This window comes from Flavobacterium sp., from assembly GCF_041392005.1.
GTDB lineage: Bacteria > Bacteroidota > Bacteroidia > Flavobacteriales > Flavobacteriaceae > Flavobacterium.
The window spans coordinates 265671-283856 of record NZ_JAWKMX010000001.1; the positions used below are offsets into that span (position 1 = coordinate 265671).

17 protein-coding genes and 2 pseudogenes are annotated in these 18186 nt (G+C 31.9%); 1 reads left to right on the forward strand and 18 read right to left on the reverse strand.

The annotated features are described in order from the left end of the window. Nucleotides 1–10: 10 nt before the first annotated feature. From R2808_RS01255 to R2808_RS01320, 14 genes and pseudogenes are all read right to left on the reverse strand, one after another. The gene (locus tag R2808_RS01255; RefSeq protein ID WP_371269118.1) at nucleotides 11–1228 is read right to left on the reverse strand and encodes a DUF3999 family protein; all 1218 of its coding nucleotides are present in this window, start codon (nucleotides 1226–1228) and stop codon (nucleotides 11–13) included. Beyond that, nucleotides 1218–3733: pseudogene (locus tag R2808_RS01260) on the reverse strand (DUF2339 domain-containing protein). Before R2808_RS01260 ends, R2808_RS01255 begins: the two are co-directional and overlap by 11 nt. Nucleotides 3734–3751: 18 nt before the next feature. Continuing rightward, nucleotides 3752–5102 (reverse strand): annotated as a pseudogene (locus tag R2808_RS01265) (FAD-dependent oxidoreductase). 92 nt (nucleotides 5103–5194) lie between these two features. After that, nucleotides 5195–6280, reverse strand: coding sequence for an agmatinase family protein (locus tag R2808_RS01270; protein WP_371269119.1), 1086 nt, complete (start codon nucleotides 6278–6280; stop codon nucleotides 5195–5197). An 84-nt stretch (nucleotides 6281–6364) separates the two neighbouring features. Further along, nucleotides 6365–6952 (reverse strand): NUMOD4 domain-containing protein, encoded by a 588-nt coding sequence (locus tag R2808_RS01275; protein WP_371269121.1) that lies wholly within the window; start codon nucleotides 6950–6952, stop codon nucleotides 6365–6367. A gap of 2 nt (nucleotides 6953–6954) precedes the next feature. After that, nucleotides 6955–8247 carry a kynureninase gene (gene kynU / locus R2808_RS01280; protein ID WP_371269122.1) on the reverse strand — a complete coding sequence of 431 codons (1293 nt, stop codon included), beginning with the start codon at nucleotides 8245–8247 and terminating at the stop codon, nucleotides 6955–6957. A 118-nt stretch (nucleotides 8248–8365) separates the two neighbouring features. Continuing rightward, nucleotides 8366–9415, reverse strand: a complete 1050-nt coding sequence (gene queA, locus R2808_RS01285; RefSeq protein WP_371269124.1) for a tRNA preQ1(34) S-adenosylmethionine ribosyltransferase-isomerase QueA — start codon at nucleotides 9413–9415, stop codon at nucleotides 8366–8368. 118 nt (nucleotides 9416–9533) lie between these two features. After that, nucleotides 9534–10790 (reverse strand): 3-phosphoshikimate 1-carboxyvinyltransferase, encoded by a 1257-nt coding sequence (locus R2808_RS01290; protein WP_371269125.1) that lies wholly within the window; start codon nucleotides 10788–10790, stop codon nucleotides 9534–9536. Beyond that, the gene (locus tag R2808_RS01295; protein ID WP_371269126.1) at nucleotides 10787–11113 is read right to left on the reverse strand and encodes a multidrug efflux SMR transporter; all 327 of its coding nucleotides are present in this window, start codon (nucleotides 11111–11113) and stop codon (nucleotides 10787–10789) included. Before R2808_RS01295 ends, R2808_RS01290 begins: the two co-directional genes overlap by 4 nt. Continuing rightward, nucleotides 11114–11440, reverse strand: a complete 327-nt coding sequence (locus R2808_RS01300) for a nucleotide pyrophosphohydrolase (protein WP_371269127.1) — start codon at nucleotides 11438–11440, stop codon at nucleotides 11114–11116. Between the two features lie 200 nt (nucleotides 11441–11640). After that, entirely contained in the window at nucleotides 11641–12093 is a 453-nt protein-coding gene (dtd, locus tag R2808_RS01305; protein ID WP_371269128.1) for a D-aminoacyl-tRNA deacylase, read from the reverse strand. 2 nt (nucleotides 12094–12095) lie between these two features. Further along, nucleotides 12096–13046: a ribosome small subunit-dependent GTPase A gene (gene rsgA / locus R2808_RS01310; RefSeq protein ID WP_371269129.1), complete on the reverse strand. Its 951-nt coding sequence runs from the start codon at nucleotides 13044–13046 to the stop codon at nucleotides 12096–12098. 81 nt (nucleotides 13047–13127) lie between these two features. Then, on the reverse strand, nucleotides 13128–13649 hold the full coding sequence (locus R2808_RS01315; RefSeq protein WP_371269130.1) for a hypothetical protein: 522 nt from the start codon (nucleotides 13647–13649) through the stop codon (nucleotides 13128–13130). Between the two features lie 60 nt (nucleotides 13650–13709). Next, nucleotides 13710–14792 carry a chorismate mutase gene (locus R2808_RS01320; RefSeq protein WP_371269131.1) on the reverse strand — a complete coding sequence of 361 codons (1083 nt, stop codon included), beginning with the start codon at nucleotides 14790–14792 and terminating at the stop codon, nucleotides 13710–13712. A gap of 116 nt (nucleotides 14793–14908) precedes the next feature. Between R2808_RS01320 and gldA the strand changes: the two genes are divergently transcribed. Further along, nucleotides 14909–15799 (forward strand): gliding motility-associated ABC transporter ATP-binding subunit GldA, encoded by an 891-nt coding sequence (gene gldA, locus R2808_RS01325; RefSeq protein ID WP_371269132.1) that lies wholly within the window; start codon nucleotides 14909–14911, stop codon nucleotides 15797–15799. Here the strand turns inward: gldA and R2808_RS01330 are convergent. The 4 genes from R2808_RS01330 to R2808_RS01345 are packed head-to-tail and all read right to left on the reverse strand — an operon-like array spanning nucleotide 15796 to nucleotide 18184. Further along, a complete protein-coding gene (locus tag R2808_RS01330; protein WP_371269133.1) occupies nucleotides 15796–16479 on the reverse strand; it encodes an SDR family NAD(P)-dependent oxidoreductase in 684 nt (227 codons plus the stop codon). The two genes, gldA and R2808_RS01330, sit on opposite strands and share 4 nt — an antisense overlap. Beyond that, a complete protein-coding gene (locus tag R2808_RS01335; RefSeq protein ID WP_371269134.1) occupies nucleotides 16476–16769 on the reverse strand; it encodes a TIGR03643 family protein in 294 nt (97 codons plus the stop codon). The genes R2808_RS01330 and R2808_RS01335 overlap by 4 nt, the downstream gene beginning before the upstream one ends. Beyond that, nucleotides 16747–16896, reverse strand: coding sequence for a DUF2256 domain-containing protein (locus tag R2808_RS01340; protein WP_371269135.1), 150 nt, complete (start codon nucleotides 16894–16896; stop codon nucleotides 16747–16749). The genes R2808_RS01335 and R2808_RS01340 overlap by 23 nt, the downstream gene beginning before the upstream one ends. Next, on the reverse strand, nucleotides 16877–18184 hold the full coding sequence (locus R2808_RS01345) for an ABC1 kinase family protein (protein ID WP_371269136.1): 1308 nt from the start codon (nucleotides 18182–18184) through the stop codon (nucleotides 16877–16879). The genes R2808_RS01340 and R2808_RS01345 overlap by 20 nt, the downstream gene beginning before the upstream one ends. Nucleotides 18185–18186: the final 2 nt, after the last annotated feature.

An 18186-nucleotide genomic window follows, 5' to 3' on the forward strand; every position in this document is an offset into this window, starting at 1 on the left:
ATTTTATTCCTTATTCTTTTTTCATATCTTTTAATAATCCTATGGCAAAATAGAACACAACGCCAATGCCTAAAATAATGCACAACCACATAAATATAGGCGTTTGCCAAAATGGTTTTTCTTTTTCTTCTGGTTTTGAAGTATGTATTTTTTCTAAATTAGAAACTTCAACTAATGTACTTTTTTTGGAAATTGCATCGGTAAAATTTGCCAAATCATAATTAGGTTGCTTAAGTGTTGAATCGATTATAACTTGGTATTTTTCGTTCGCTTTTAAATTTGCGATTACAAAAAGTGGGGTTTGAAACAACTTTACATTATTTATTTCCAGTGGTGGATTGTCTTCGTTTTCAATTTCAATTTTAATTTCTTTTTCAAATAAATTGAAAAAATTAAATGTGTTTTTATAATTAGCGTTTAATTGAATTGATGCTGTTTTTTCTAAATATTCTTCTGTTTTATTTTTGGTTTTTCTTTTTCGCTTTACAAATATATTTGCTTTTCTATTGAAAAACTTAGTTGTAATTTCAAATGAAATTTCATTTATTTTTTGTGGTGTTTCGGCAGAAAAAGTAATGTTAGTTTTTTTATTTTGCTTGTCTTCTTCTTTGGCATATTTAAACAAACTTGTAATTTCAGAAGGTTGAAACGCAATTCGATTTCCTTTGTAGTAACCAACTTTTAAAATGTTTATAGGAAGCGAATTTTTATCAATAAACTCAATTTTTAAATATTGATAAGTGTTTGACGGAAATAAAATTGTTTTATTAGTTGTATTTCCTTGTTGCGCATTTAAATTATTTAGCAAACGATTAGAAGCTAAGCCAAACCAATCTCGTTGATCGTTACTTCCACTAATAGAATAGTACTTATTTATTTCGGTATTTGAAACTGTAAAAACTAATTCGCCATTGTTTTCTTGTTGGTAATTTTTAATTATTAACGTTGTAATCGAATCTTTAATTGTGTTTTTTGCTATAATTTCTAACGATTCAAATGTTCGTTCTATTTGTGCTGTTTTTGAAACAAAAACATACGGTACTTCGTTTTGTGCGGCATCAATAATTCGAAAATAATCGGTATTGTCTTGTGTAGCCGAACGCACTTGTGGCGAAAGCAAAATTTCATAAAATCCTGTTTCGCTAACTTCATTTAACTTGCCTTTATAATTTTGAGCAAATCCTAAACTACATACAAATATTGCAAAAATTAAAATTTTAGCCTTCATCATTAGTTTTTTTAGGTTCATCGCTAGTTACTAATTTTTTTAATTTTTGATAGACAAATGAAATAATTAAAATGAGTACGCCTAATAAGATAAATGCAATTATTCTACCTGTTTCGGAAGCGTTGTTAATATCGTACACAAACAATTTTGCTATGGTTAAGCCTAATAACGAAAGTGCAATAATTCGTAGCGTTTTAGATTGCTTTTTAATTCCAATAATTAAAAATACAAATGAAAATAAGCCCCAAAGTATAGGATAACCTATTTTTATGATTTGTGTTTTTGTTTTAGAAAGTTCATAGTTCGCAAACGAAGATATTTCATAAATTGAAGCATCATTAAATGATGAAATATTAGGGTTATATTGTGTTATTTTAGCCGCATCAATAGGCGAAGAAAAATGTAAACCGTGAATAAGTAATTCGCAACTTAATACATAAACAATAGAAAAAACAGCTAACCAAGGCATTATTTTGCCCGATAAAAGTTGTAATTTATTTTCTGCTGTTGCCCTTTTATATAATTGATATACTACATACAACAAAGCAATTACTGTTACATAATGCAGATAAAAAGCATACTGGTTTTGAGTAGTATAGATAAGGTTTTCGACAATTTCAAAATTGGTTAACTTATAAAATGAAACGATATAAAGAAAAATACTAAATATTGAAATAACAGCTGTAATTGTATTGACTAACTGGTTTTTATAGTTTTGTATAACCGTAATTAAAACAGCTAAAAATACAAAATGTACGCAACAGGAAATGCAATACATGAACCACTGTTTTCTAATCGTGCATTTGCTTGAAAATAAACTTCTAAAAAACCTGTAAAATAAGCACTAATTACAATTGCTATAAATAGAAAATTAGTATAAGCTTTTGGATTAAAATTGATTGTAAATACTTTCGTTTCTTTTTCGTTTTTTAATATAAAATAACTTAACACGAAACTAATGGTTACAACTGCTCCTGCAATAAACAGCGGATTTAAAATTATATTAAGTTCTTTATCTGTTGCATAGTTAAGCCAATCTAACAACAAACTTGCAATAGTTAAAAACTGAACTAGTACTGCCGCTAATTTAAAATATTGAATTTTCGATTTTTGTGCTAACCAAAATAACAATACGGCTTCGGCAGCCCAAAATAAAGTAATTTGATTTCCTTCGAACTGAATCGGAATTGTTAAAGTAGCAAACGAAAGTGTTAAACCTATTAAAACATAAATAGCATTTTTATCGAACTTAAATTTATTATACAAAATAGCTGCGTAAACTAAATTGTAAACCGCTAAAAGCAATGTAAATAATCCTGTAAAATTTAACCCACTATGGCGAATGATAGCCATTCCGAAACCGAAAAAAGCAAAATTATTAGCAACTAACATAGTGTATTCAAAACCAGATAATGATCCTTTTTGTCGTAAATTACTAAGTACAATGGCAACCGAAAAAACAACGTAAAATAACGTTGCAAACAATAAAGCATTTCTATGAGGAAAATTATTACTTGAAATTTCGTTACCTAACCAAACCCAATACAAAATAGTAGTAAATACAAACGAAAGTAGTGTTACAACATTCCATTTTTTGAAATATGAAATGGCTAAAATTCCTATGTTTAAAATTGCTAAATAGGTAAATAGCACCACATAATTTCCTTCGCCATTACTTACCATAAAAGGAACCGCAAACCCACCAATTAATGACAAAACGGCTAATTCTTGACGGTTATAAGAAACCGAAACAAAAACACTAAATGCTGTAATACCTACCATTATGGCAAAAGCTACCGTTTGGCTAAACAATTGGTATTCGTGAAAAGCAATAGCAATAGTAAAATAAAATATACTAACTGCACCAGCAACTAAAACCGAACTAAATGCTGCAAAATTCTTTTTTAGTTTATGGGCAATTGCCATTACTAATGAGCCTGCTAAAATTCCGATTCCTACACGTGCGGGTTCGTTTATCCAATCTTTATCGATAGCGTATTTTACAAAATAGCTTACACCTAAAACCAATATTAAAATACCAATTTTATTGATTAGGTTTTCACCAATAAATTTTTCTAAATCCGGATTTTTTTCTTTAAATTGTTCAAACCACGATTTCTTTGGAATGTAGTTTTCTGTAAGAATTTTCTCTGGTTCATCTGATAGTACATCGAAAACTTCTGGCTGAAAATTTTCTGGTATTGTTTCTATTTCTTCAATACTTTCTATAACAAGCTCTTCTGCTTTTGTAGTTTCGAAAACCTCAATTTCTGCTTCTACATTTTCTTCAACAGTACTATTGGCTTGTTGTTTTTCTTCTTTTACATCATCTAACGTAAATTGCGGTTGTGCTAATTTTTCTTCTAAATTTTTTAATTTTTCTTCAACACTATTTAGTTTTGAATGTAGCGAAAAAAAAGAATTATTTATTTGGTTACTTTGCTTATTAAGCGTTGCTATTATTACTATTAGTAAAATTAAAACAAAAACAATAAGTACTGTCATAGGAAATATTTTAGAATACTAATTTACATTTTTTAACAATTCTAAAATTTTATTTTCAATTGCTTCAGTTTCCCAAATTTCTTCGATATTCGCTATCGCTAATATTTCTTGCATAATAGCATTTTGTTTATCGCCTATGGCTAGTGCTTCGGCATATGGTTGATGGGTAAATGTAACTCTTCTATACAGAGGAATCCACTTTTCGGGGTGTTTTGTTGCAAACCATTTTTCAATTTTCTTTTGTAAATGAAATTGATCATGTTTTTGCACTCATTTCTATAAAATTTCGATACGAGAGTTCGGCAATAGCATCAGTATTTGGTTTTCGCGATTTTTGATATTCTTGAAAAATAGTTTTCCAATCGTCGCCATACTTTTCCATCATTTCTACTAAAATGGTAATATCTTCAAATCCTGCATTCATTCCGTGCCCATAAAAAGGAACAATAGCATGGCAAGCATCGCCTATAAGTGCTACTTTATCTTCAAACGTCCACGGGTAGCAACGCATAGTTACCAAATAGCTTTTTGGGTTTTTAAAAAAGTCGGAAATCATTAACGATAAATACGGTTTTACATCGGGAAAATGAGTTTCAAAAAAGTGTTTAACCGAAGCCTCGTCTTGTAGTTTTTCGAATGAATTTTCGCCTTTGTTTGGTAAAAACAATGTACAGGTAAAACTTCCATCAGTATTGGCTAAAGCCATTAACATAAATTCTCCTCTAGGCCAAATATGCAACGAATTTTTATCTAGTGCATGCGAACCATCTACATTAGCTGGAATATGCAATTCTTTATAACCTATTTGTAAAAATTCTTGCGAATAATTGAACATGCTTTGGCGCTGCATACGATGACGAACTCGCGAAAAAGCACCATCGGCACCAAAAACAATGTCGTAGTTAATATCGGTCCACTCGCCTCTTTCGGTTTCACCTTGATGTAATGTTGCTGTTTCTAAAGAAACATCCCATATTTTACTTTCAAAATGAAACTGAACGCCTTCTTTTTCGGCTAAATCAACCATCTTTCGGTTTAAAATTCCTCTGGAAAGCGAAAAAATAGCTTCGCCTTCTTTACCATAATATTGATAATTTAAAGGTTCGTTGCCAATATGAATGGCACGTTTATCTACGGGAATTCCTATTTGTTGTATTTCGTTCTCTAAATTTAATTTTTCTAATGCTCGCCAACCTCTATCAGACATTACTAAGTTGATTGATCGCCCAGAGAATTCCACTGTTCTAATATCGGGACTTCTATCGTAAACATGAACAATGTGCCCAGCTCTTTTTAAATAAATGGCTAATAATGTTCCTACTAATCCTGCGCCTACAACGGCTATTTGTTTTTGTGTTTGCTTTTGCATAGTTGGTTTTCTATAGAAAAAACAAAGGTACGGAAATAAAAAAAGTATTACCGAAGTAATACTTTAAAAAATGGTATTTCTACCAAACTGTTTTAATTAAACACAATTTTATTGCTCTTAATTTTCTTTTGCGATTTCATAAATGCGCCGCACATAGCAAATAGCATTCTAGCTCCTACGTTTCCGTCCCAATCAGAATTTTTATCTGGTGCAACCTCAACTAAATCGAAGCCTATTATTTCCTTTTTCGATTCGGCTAATTTAGCAAACAAATAGGTTGCTTGCTCAAAAGAAAAACCACCTGGAACGGGTGTACCTGTATTTGGACAGTACCAAGGGTAAAGCCCATCTATATCGAAAGAAATACATACTTTTTGTGGAAGCTGTTCTATAATTTCATTGCATTGTTGTTGCCATGTTTTGCCTTCGAAAGTATCCTTTTTTAAATCTAAATCGGTAAAAACTTTTACTCTATTTTTCGAGTTTTTAACCACATTTACTTCTTGTTCACAAAAATCGCGAATACCAACTTGAACAATTTTAGAAATGTTTTTTATTTGTAGTGCATTATACATAATTGATGCGTGCGAATAAGTAAAGCCCTCGTAGGCAATTCGTAAATCCATATGGGCATCTAAATGTAAAATTCCGAAGTCGTTATGTTTTGTAGCTAATGCCTGATAGTATCCTAATGGCGTGCTGTGGTCGCCACCTACTAATACTACGTGTTTGCCTTGGTTTTGCCAATAAAGGGTTTGCTCTTTAACATATTCTACCATTTGCTCGCAAGCTACGTTAACTTTGGTTAAACTTGCATGCAACGAAGTGTTTTCGCCTATAACTTTTCCTTTTTCTAATGCTTTTATAATAGGTGCTACTACTTTTTTGTAGCGTTTTGATTGGCTTTTTAATTTCGAAGGAATTTGTTCCATGTAAATTCCTGCTTTCCATAAATCTGGGTATTCTTGGTGCAGTAAATCTATTTGATAGGAAGCTTCTAGTATTGCTTTTGGTCCTTTTGATGCTCCTGAACCGTAACTTACGGTTACTTCCCAAGGAACAGGAATTACAATAATTTCACTCTGCTCTGCTGTAAAAGGCAAGCCAAATATAGTGGCGTCTTCTAAACCTGGTTGGTTAGGGTCGAAGTTTTTTAATATTTCTTCTTTTGTTTTCATTTGTACAAAATATTTTAAATTAAGGAAAATAAAATGCTTTTATTGAATCTATTGGTAACATACCATACATTTGAACTAAGCATTTCATACTTTAAGGTGCCCCCAATTTTCGCCCGATTTTATTCGGTGTAGTGTCATTAATGAAACGCCAAATTGTTTGGCTAGTATTTTATATCGGGTTTTTCGGTTAGGGTCTAGCAGTTTTTTCTTTAAACGAATGGCTTCTGTAACGGTTAATTTTTTGCCATCGTCTTTTCGGTTTTTTTCTTGAATTTGCCGTTGCACTTCTTTAAAACTTGGGTTAGCATGCACGTGTTTGTACATTTCGTCGCGCGTAACCCATTGCAAATTAGTAACAATATTATTTGTTATGTCATAATCTTTATGAATAATAAACGTTTGTATTTTATGCTGCTTTGTTAAAAAAAGTTGTGCTACCAAATGATGGAAAAAATAGGTTTTTAACGATTTTTTCTTGTTCGTAATTCGTAATCGAATAGCTTTAAAACCCGCTATATTAGAACCTTTTAGTATTCTGTATTGTGTATCGCTATTTATTTCAATATTCTTGTCGCAACTTTTAACTTTTCCGTAATTTGATACAAAATAGCGTTTTTTTGTTACTTCATTAGGAATAAATTCTTTCCATTCCTCTAGTATGAAATGTGCCATATTTATTTTTTTTGAATACCTGCTTTAAGTATTTGTCCAAAATTATACATATCTTCAAATGAAGAATAAAGAGGAACTGGTGCCAAACGTATAACGTTAGGCTCTCGCCAATCAACAATTACACCGTTTTCCATTAAATAATGAAAAATACTTTTTCCTTGTCCGTGTAAATACACCGAAAGTTGAGAAGCTCTTTCCTTTTCGTCTTTTGGTGTAATTATTTCGAACTGCGTATCTGGTATTTGTTCATCAATTTCGTTTAAAATAAATTCTAAATACGATGTAATTTGGGTTCGTTTTTTTATTAATTTTTTCATTCCTACTTCGGCAAACATTTCTACCGAAGCTAAATAAGGAGCCATTGAAAGAATAGGTAAGTTACTTATTTGCCAGCCATTTGCGCCTTGTACTGGATCGAAATTAGGTTCCATTAAAAAACGACGTTCTTTGTTGTGCCCATACCAACCAGCAAATCTATCTAACTCTTTGTTGTTGTGGTGCATTTCGTGCACAAAGTATCCTGACACATTTCCTGGCCCTGAATTCATATATTTATAACTACACCAAGCAGCAAAATCGACTCCCCAAGCGTTAAGCTCTAGTGCTATGTTTCCTGTTGCGTGGGCTAAATCCCAACCTACGTATGCGCCTTGCTCATGCCCAGCTTGTGTAATGGTTTTTATATCGAAAACTTGTCCTGTATAATAATTTACACCGCCTATTAGTACTAAAGCTAGTTCGTTGCCAACTTCTTCTATTTTTGCTAATACATCTTCTAATCGAATATTGTGCTCGCCTTCTCTACGTTTTATTTCTACAATGGCGTCTTCTGGATTAAATCCTACTTTGTGCGCATTGTATTGTACTTGGCTTTTTATTAAATATTGATCGCTCGGAAACGCTTTTTCTTCGCAAATTATTTTAAACTTTGTTGGTGTAGGTTTGTAAAAAGACACCATTAACAAATGAAGATTTACGGTTAATGTATTCATTACGCCTACTTCTGTTGGTTTTGCACCAACAATTTCGCTAAGCGGTTGGCAAAATCTTTCGTGATAATCCCACCAAGGCTTATTGGCATAAAAATGACCTTCTACTGCTAAATTTGCCCAATCGTTCATTACTTCATCTACATATTCTTTTGCCTTTTTAGGTTGTAAGCCAAGAGAGTTTCCTGTAAAATAAATTACATTTTTTCCGTTAATTTTAGGAAAGCAGAATTCGTTTCTATAGTTTTTTAATTCGTCTTGATTGTCTAATTCTTGAGCGTATTCTCTCGTATTTTTAAAACTCATTTGCCTTGCTGTTAGTTAATTTTTAAAATTAAAAGCTATAAATTTAGTAATATTATTTTTCATATAAATAAAAACCACCTAAAACTAGGTGGCTTATTAATTTATTTTACATACTTTGTTATAATATTAACATAGCATCTCCGTAAGAGTAAAATTTATATTTTTCGCGTATTGCTTCTTCGTAAGCTTTTTTCATTAAATCGTGGCCGCAAAAAGCAGAAATCATCATTAAAAGTGTTGATTTTGGCGTGTGAAAATTCGTAATCATACTATCGGCAATACTAAAATCGTAGGGAGGATAAATGAATTTATTAGTCCAGCCTTGAAATGGATTTAAGGTTTTTTGAGAAGAAACTGAACTTTCCATTGCACGCATTGAAGTAGTACCTACACAACACACTCTGTTTTTTTCGGCTTTAGCTTTATTAACTATATTACACGTTTCTTGTGTAATTTCCATTTCTTCAGAATCCATTTTATGTTTCGATAAATCTTCAACCTCAACAGGATTAAAAGTTCCAAGACCAACATGTAAAGTAACCTCTGCAAAGTCGATTCCTTTTATTTCTAAGCGTTTCATTAAATGTTTAGAAAAATGCAACCCAGCAGTTGGTGCAGCTACAGCTCCTTCTTTTTTTGCATAAATTGTTTGGTAACGGTCTGCATCTTCTGGTGTTACGGCTCTATTTATGTATTTTGGAATAGGTGTTTCGCCTAGTTCTAATAATTTTTTGCGGAATTCTTCATACGACCCATCGTATAAAAAGCGTAATGTTCTACCTCGAGACGTTGTGTTATCGATAACTTCGGCTACTAATGAATCGTCTTCGCCAAAGTATAATTTATTTCCTATTCTAATTTTTCGGGCAGGATCTACCAATACATCCCAAAGGCGTTGTTCGGCATTTAATTCGCGAAGTAAAAACACTTCTATGCGAGCACCTGTTTTTTCTTTATTTCCGTATAAGCGAGCTGGAAAAACTTTAGTGTTATTTAGCACCATTACATCGCCTTCATCGAAATAATCGATAATATCTTTAAATAATCGATGTTCAATTTCGCCTGTTTTACGGTGTACTACCATTAATCGTGCTTCATCGCGATTTTCAGACGGAAACTCGGCTAATAATTCTTCGGGAAGATTAAAATTAAAATTAGATAATTTCATAAATGTTTTAGAATTTAGAATTTAGAAATCAGAATTTTTCCGAAATCAAAACGGTTGCAAATATACGATTGTGAAATAGGGGTTGTCAAGTAAATTGGCAATTATTTTCTATTAAAAATTATTGTGCTTGAATTGTAAACCCTACTTGTTGTAAGTGATTCCAGAAGTTAGGATATGATTTTGAAACCACATTGGCGTTATTAATAATAATTGGCACTTTTATAGCTAAAGGTGCAAATGCCATTGCCATACGATGATCTTGATAGGTTGTTATTGCTACATTTTCTTTAATTATACCGCTAGGCTGCAAATGCAAGGAGTACGCTGTTATTGAAATTGTTGCGCCTAATTTTGTAAGTTCTACTTGTAGTGCTTTTAACCTATCGGTTTCTTTAATTTTTAATGTGTGTAAACCTGTTAATGTACATTTTATTCCTAAACCGAAGCACGTAACCGCAATAGTTTGGGCAATATCGGGCGTAGATTGTAGGTTGTAAATTAACGATTTTTGATTTTTGTAATTATCATTGGTTTTTGTAATTGTTATTGAATTATTGTTATTAAATATGGTTTCTACTCCAAAATCTTCATAAATTTCGGTTAATAAGGCATCGCCTTGTAAGCTACTTTTTTTGAAATTTGCTACAGTTAGTTCTGTTCCAATTTCTGATAATGCAATTATACTATACCAATAAGATACTGAAGACCAATCGCTTTCAACCACGAATTTTGAATTTTGAATTTTGAATTTTGAATTGATCTTTATTCTCTTATTAATAAATTCCGTTTCTACTCCAAAGTAATTTAAAAGTTCTAAAGTCATCTTGATATAAGGTAATGATGTAATTTTACCTTCTAATGTTAAATCGATTCCGTTTTCGAGTTTGGGTGCAATTAACAATACAGCAGAAATATACTGACTACTCACATTTGCTGGAAGTGAAACTTTGTTTTTTATTAGTTTTTTCCCTTTTATTTTTAAGGGTGGAAACCCTTCGTTTTCAACATAATCAATTGTTGCACCTAATTCGCGTAAAGCATCTACTAAAATTTTTATTGGGCGTTCTTTCATTCGAGAAGAACCTGTAAGTAGTATTTCTGAATTTTCTTTTTGCGCAAAATATGCCGTAAGAAAACGCATAGCGGTTCCAGCATGATGTACATCGAAGGTTTGAAGTTTTAGATTTGAAGTTTTAGATTGCCAAAGTATGTTTTTCATTACTTCAGAATCATCGGAAATTGATGCGTTTTCGATTTGAATTTCTGGAAAAAGTGCTTGTAATAACAACAACCTATTTGTTTCGGACTTTGAACCCGATATAGCAATTGGTAATTGATGCTTAGTAATTTTCGATTTTTGAAGTTTTAGATTCATTGCGAAACTACTTTTAAACCAATAATTGAAGCTATTAGCGTTGTTATAAAAAACATACGCCAAAAAGTAGCGGGTTCTTTAAAAATAAAAATTCCTACTAAAACACTTCCTACTGCACCTATTCCTGTCCAAACAGTATACGAAGTACCAATAGGTAATGTTTTGGTTACTTTTACCAGCAAAACCATACTTATAGCTAAACAAATTAAAAAACCACTGTACCAAAATAAAGTGGCGTTTCCTGTAGCTTCTTTGGCTTTTCCTAAACAAGTGGCAAAACCAACTTCAAACAAGCCTGCAATAATTAATAAAACCCAGTTCAATTATTTTAGTTTTTTATTGTTATGATGACGGTCGTGATCGCGTTTGGTTTTAATTTCCATTTTTTTATCGAAAGCAGCTTGCAAATTGACACCTGTTTGGTTGGCCAAACATAAAACTACAAAAACAACATCGGCCAGTTCTTCGCCCAAGTCTTTGTTTTTATCGCTTTCTTTTTCGCTTTGTTCGCCATAACGCCGAGCTATTATTCGGGCAACTTCGCCAACTTCTTCGGTTAGTTGTGCCATATTCGTTAATTCGTTAAAATAACGAACGCCATGTTCTTTTATCCAATTATCTACCTCTAATTGCGCATTTTTTATGTTCATTTTTTTCTTTTTTTGATAATTATTGGTAAAATTAGTGAATCGAAAATTGCCATACAAAAAGCAAAAAACATTATTTGAAACCAGAATTGTTGTTTTGTTAAACTTTTATCTACAAAATAAATTATTGTCCCGTATAAAATTCCGTAAAGTAAAAAAGCTATTAGAAATCGAATTAAATTTTGTTTCATTTTTTTATTTCTTTATGCTCTATTTTTTGTATCAATAATTATGGTTACTGGGCCATCGTTTATTAACGAAACTTTCATATCGGCACCAAATTGTCCTGTTTTTACTTTTTTACCTAATTCTGTTTCTAATTGAAAAATAAATTTTTCATACATAGGAATAGCAAAGTCTGGCTTTGATGCTTTTATATAACTTGGTCGATTCCCTTTTTTGGTAGAAGCGTGTAGTGTAAACTGACTTACCACAAGTGCATCGGCATTGGTATCTTTAATTGATACGTTCATTACACTGTTTTCATCTGGAAAAATGCGCATATTGGCAATTTTTAATGCTAACCAATTTATATCTTCAATAGTATCGATGTCTTCAATTCCAACTAAAATCAATAACCCTTTGCCTATTTCGGCCACTTTATTACCTGCAATACTAACCGATGCTTCCGTTGTTCGCTGTATAACTGCTCGCATTTTTACTCGTTTTCGTAATTATTTTGACGGTAATTTTCTTCATCGCCTTCTAAAATTTGTAAATAACTTTGATAGCGCGACCAAGGAATCTCGTCTTGGTCTAAAGCTTCTTTAACGGCACATTTTGGTTCTTCTTTATGCAAACAATTATTAAACTTACATTTGTCTTTTAGTGCAAAAAACTCTGGAAAATAATCGCTTAGTTCTTCCGGTTGCATATCGACCATTCCAAAACCACGAATACCCGGTGTGTCTATAATTTTAGCATCAAAATGCAAATCGAACATTTCGGCAAACGTTGTGGTGTGCTGTCCTTGTTTGTGTTGTTCTGAAATTTCGGCTGTTTTTAAATTCAAATTAGGTGCTATGGTGTTTACCAATGTAGATTTTCCTACTCCAGAATGCCCCGAAAACATTGATACTCGATTCTGCATTAGCGCTTTTAATGCTTCTATTCCTTTTTCTTCTTTTGCAGAAACGCGTAAACATTGGTACCCTATTTCAGAATAAATGGCTTGTAAATACAATTGTTCATCTAATGCAACCTCATCTAAAGTATCTATTTTATTAAAAACCAAAACGGCTTCTATTCCATAGGCTTCTGCAGTAACTAAAAATCTATCGATAAAGCTTGTGGTTGTTACAGGATTATTTATGGTTACTAATAAAAAAACAACATCAATATTTGACGCAATTATGTGAGTTTGTTTAGATAAATTTACCGATTTTCGGATGATATAATTTTTTCGTTCGCGAATTTTAGTGATTATACCTATTTCTTCATCGCCATTTTTTTCTACTGAGAAATCTACACTATCGCCTACCGCAATAGGGTTTGTACTTTTTATACCTTTAATACGGAATTTACCTTTAATACGGCAATTATAAAAAACACCTTGCTCGTTTTTTACGCTATACCAACTACCCGTAGATTTATATACCGTTCCTGTCATGTTTGCAAAGATACGTATTCTAGTATTTGACAAACAAAAAAGGCTATCGTTTCGATAGCCTTTTTTGTTTATGGACAAAAATTAATATTTATAGCCTATACCTTTTTTTATGTTTTGAGAACCTCCTAATCCATTTGAAGAAGCACCAACAGTAGATTTGTCTGCAGTTAACAAAATAAACGGACAACCGTTTTTTGCTGCATCAATTTTTAATTTTTTTTCTGCTTTTTTGTCTCCTGTATTACCTGTATGATAATTTATAAGACCCGTTTTACCTCTAACTTCTTCTCCTTTTTTTAACCCTGCTATGTACGATTTGTCTTCTAAAATAACAACTTTTTCCCAATCATCTTCTCCGTTTATAATTATTTTTTCGGTTACTTCTTCTACTCTACCGCTTTTTCCGTAAACAATTTTTTCGATTGCATATTTACCTACTGTATTTTCCGCATCTTCGCCTTCGTAAACAAAATCGATTGTAAATTCTTCAACTCTTTTAACTTTTCCTTCAACAATTTCGCCGTTGTGTTTGTAAATTTTATCAGATTGCGCACTTACAAAAAAACCAAATAGCATAACCGCTATAAATAAAACTTTTTTCATATTTATTATTTTAAAATTAAAAAGCTAAAGTATAAAAAAATTGTTTCCAAAAAACTAAAATCATTTTTTAAATACTTTTTCTTGATGTGTAATGCTTTCTTGATGGATTGCTTTGAATAATTGTAAAATAAATGCTTCGCTTAATCCTTTTTCTTTGCCAGAAAAAATCATTTTTTTTTGAATTTCTTTCCAACGATTATTTTGCAATATTGCCACGTTTTTTTCTTTTTTTAGCAAGCCTATTTTGTTAGCAATTTGCATGCGCTTTCCTAAGTTTTCTAATAATTTTTCGTCAATAGCGTCTATTTGTACACGAAGTGTATTGAGTTTTTGTAAATAATCGTCGGTGTTATCGGTAATTTTTCTACATTTTAATTCCTTTAAAATGGTAAATAAAGTATTGGGTGTAATTTGTTGCGCTGCATCACTCCAAGCATTATCCGGGCTACAATGTGTTTCTATCATTAACCCGTTAAAATTTAAATCGAGTGCTTGTTGTGAAACCTCTTGAATCCTATTTCTATTACCTGTAATATGTGAAGGGTCGCAAATAATAGGCAAATTTGGAAACTTACTTTGCAATTCTATTGGAATTTGCCACTCGGGATTATTACGATATTTGGTTTTTTCGTAGGTTGAAAACCCACGATGAATAACCCCTAAATTTTTAATATTAGCATTGTGTAAACGTTCTAAACCGCCTATCCACAAAGACAAATCTGGATTTACAGGATTTTTTAACAAAACAATTTTATGCGTTCCATACAAAGCATCGGCTATTTCTTGAACCGCAAACGGATTTACAGTAGTTCGCGCGCCAATCCACAAAACATCAACATCGTGTTCTAAAGCTAATTGTACATGAGTTGCATTTGCTACTTCGGTGGCAATTTTCAAACCTGTTTCCTTTTTTACTTTTTGCAACCATTTTAATCCAATAGCGCCTACGCCTTCAAAACCACCTGGTCGTGTTCGAGGTTTCCAAATTCCAGCTCTAAAAATTGAAACCTCGCTATTTTTTAACTCGTGCGCAATTTGTAAAACTTGTGTTTCAGTTTCGGCACTACACGGACCCGCTATAATTAATGGCTTATTTTTTTTTAAACCAGTAAGCCATTGATTAAAAATATTGTTGTTTTCCATAAAATTGTATCGACTACAAAAATACTATTTATTTTAATTTTAAATTTATACTATGGCTAAACAAATTTTGTTACCTACAATACATATAAATTTATACTTTTGTTAAAACTTTATATATGTCTATAGCGGTTGAAAATATTTCGAAATTTTATGGTAAACAGCAAGCTTTAAAAAGTATTTCTTTTTCTATAAAGAAAGGAGAAATTGTAGGTTTTTTGGGACCAAATGGTGCAGGAAAATCAACCTTAATGAAAATTTTGACTACGTATATTGTTGCCGATGAAGGCGAGGCTTTTGTAAATGACTACAATATAAAATTGGATACAAAAAAAGTTCAAAAATCGGTAGGTTATTTACCCGAACACAACCCTTTGTATTTAGATTTATATGTAAAAGAATTTTTAGCATTTAATGCAGATGTGTATGGCGTAGCCAAATCGAGAATTGATGAAGTTATTGCATTAACAGGATTAACGCCTGAATGTCATAAAAAAATTGGACAGCTATCTAAAGGTTATCGCCAACGTGTAGGCTTGGCTAGTGCGCTATTACACGACCCAGAAGTGCTAATTTTAGATGAACCTACAACGGGTTTAGACCCGAATCAATTAGTAGAAATTAGGGAGCTTATTAAAAATGTAGGTAAAAATAAAACGGTATTTTTATCGACACATATTATGCAAGAAGTTGAGGCTATTTGCGATCGAATCATCATTATTAATAAAGGTGAACTAGTTGAAGATAAATCGATGAGCACGTTGAAACAAAAGTCTGTTGAACAGATAATTGAAGTTGAATTTGATTGCGAAATTTCAGCAGAAATCATACAATTATCTTCATTAGTTAAAAAAACAGCAAATGGCAATTTGTGGCAACTTACGTTTGAGTCTGAAACTGATATGCGTTCGCAAGTTTTTGATTTTGCCCAACAAAACAATTTAAAAATTTTGCAGCTTTCGTTAAAAAATAAAAACTTAGAAGAAATTTTTAGAGAAAAAACTTCTTAATACGCTAGAGAAATTAATCCGTTATCTTGAATAAATATTTGTCCTGTTATTCCTTTAGAATTATCGCCTAATAAAAAGTTTACAGTTTGGGCAACATCTTCAGGTTGTAAAATACGTTTTAATGGATGTTTGGCTTCCATATTTTCAACAATTTTCTCATTTCGCAAAATTCCTGAAGCTAACGGTGTATTAACGATAGACGGTGCAATGGCATTTACCCTAATTTTAGGAGCCAATTCGGCTGCCAAACTTTTTGTAAAACCTTCAACTGCACCTTTTGCCGCAGCAATACTCGCGTGAAAAGGCATTCCTCGTTGTGCCGCAACGGAACTAAATAAAACTACACTTGCACTTTCGGAAGCTTTTATATTTTGCAAGTAATTTTGAACAACTTTTACTGCTCCAAAAAAATTGACCTCCATATCGTTTTGAAAATCATGATTAGTTAATCGATTAAAGGGTTTTAAATTAATTGTTCCAATTCCATAAACAATTCCATCTAATTGAGGTAAATGCGGTAATTCATCTTGTAAAACATTTAATGAAAAATGTTCGCCGTTGTAATCAAAATCGGGTTTGGTTTGCGAAATAATGTAGCAAAAATCGCCATTTACTGAAAGTAGTTTAACTACTTCTTTTGTTATTCCTTTGCTTCCGCCAATTATTAAATATGTTTTCATCTCTTACTAATTTTATTCCCAGTAATTTGTCGTTGTAAGGTACATTTAAATCGATTAATTTCTGGATTTCGTTTTTGTAAATGTTTTTGACTTACTCCCGAATTTACTCGCTTACGCCATCTATTAAAAGACGAACGTTTTAATTCGGTTCGCATTAATTTAATGGCTTCTTTTTCGGGTAATCCAAACTGAAATTTGATAGCTTCAAAAGGTGTTCTGTCTTCCCAAGCCATTTCTATAATTCTGTCTATTTGTTGAAAAGACAAATTATCTTCTTTTTCTACATACATCACTACAATATTTTACTTCCTCCCAATTTCTCTCCCATTTTTTTCGCCATGAAAAAGGTTTTTGGCAAACCAGACAAATTTTAGTAGGTAAATAGGATTTATTGCCTTTATGAAAGGTGTTTTTCAAAATCGTTGACTTTAATTTTTGCTTTTATATCGAACATTAAATTGTATAACCCAAAAAACGTTCGGTTTACATATATAAAGTGTTTAGAACCTCTGCTTCCGTTCATTTTTCGAAGCGTTTTATCATTCGAAAACTTCTCGCTTAATGCCGCAATTTGTGCAAAAAATAGTGGGTTTGAAAAATCGAATTCTTCTGCTTGAACAGGTTGCGTAAAAACCGATAATAATTCGTGAAACATTTTAGAGAAAAACTCTTTCTCTTTTACTGAATCGGTTTCTTTTAAAATTTCTAATTCGTATAGTTTTGATTCAAAATAGTCTTTATTAGCAAGCGCTTCTGGCGTTGCTACTTCAAAATACGGTTTGTAAAACGATTCTGGAATTTCTTTCATACAGCCAAAATCAATCGCGATTAAATTGGCATTTTCATCGACTAAAAAGTTTCCAGGATGCGGATCGGCGTGAAATTTTTTCAATTTATGAATTTGGAACATGTAAAAATTCCATAACGTTTGCCCTATTTTATCTCTTTTTTCTTGCGAAGTTTCCTTTTTGCAAAATTCAGAAAGATGAATTCCCTTCATCCAATCCATTGTAATAATTCTTTCGCAAGAATATTCAGGATAGTATTTTGGAAACTTTAAATTTTCAATAACTGAACAATCTTTTCTAGTTTGTTCGCTTTGAGAAAGTTCTAATTGATAATCGGTTTCTTCGGTTAATTTATCTTCTACTTCTTGGAAATATTCGTCGGAAGTTCCTTGTAAATTAAACATTCTAACCGCTATTGGTTTTACCAAAGCAATATCTGTTTTAATACTATCGCGAACACCCGGATATTGAATTTTAACTGCTAACTTTTTTCCATCTTTTTCTGCTTGATGTACTTGACCAATACTTGCCGCATTTATAGAATCGGGCGAAAATGAATCGAACAATTCTTCTGGATATTGCTTAAAATAATTTTTGAATGTTTTACGAACTAATGGCGCTGACAATGGCGGCACAGAAAACTGCGACAATGAAAACTTTTCCACATACGACTTTGGCAACAAATTTTTTTCCATACTCAACATTTGCGCTACTTTTAAAGCGCTTCCTTTTAATTCTTTTAATCCATCGTAAATATCGGTTGCGTTTTCTTCGTGCAATTTATCTTTGGTTAACGAGGGATTTATGACTTTTTCGCCATAATATTTTAGGTAATTTCCACCAACTTTTGCACCTGTTGTAACCAATTTAGCAACACGTTCTATTTTATTGGTAGGAATAGAATCAATTTTTTTCATTT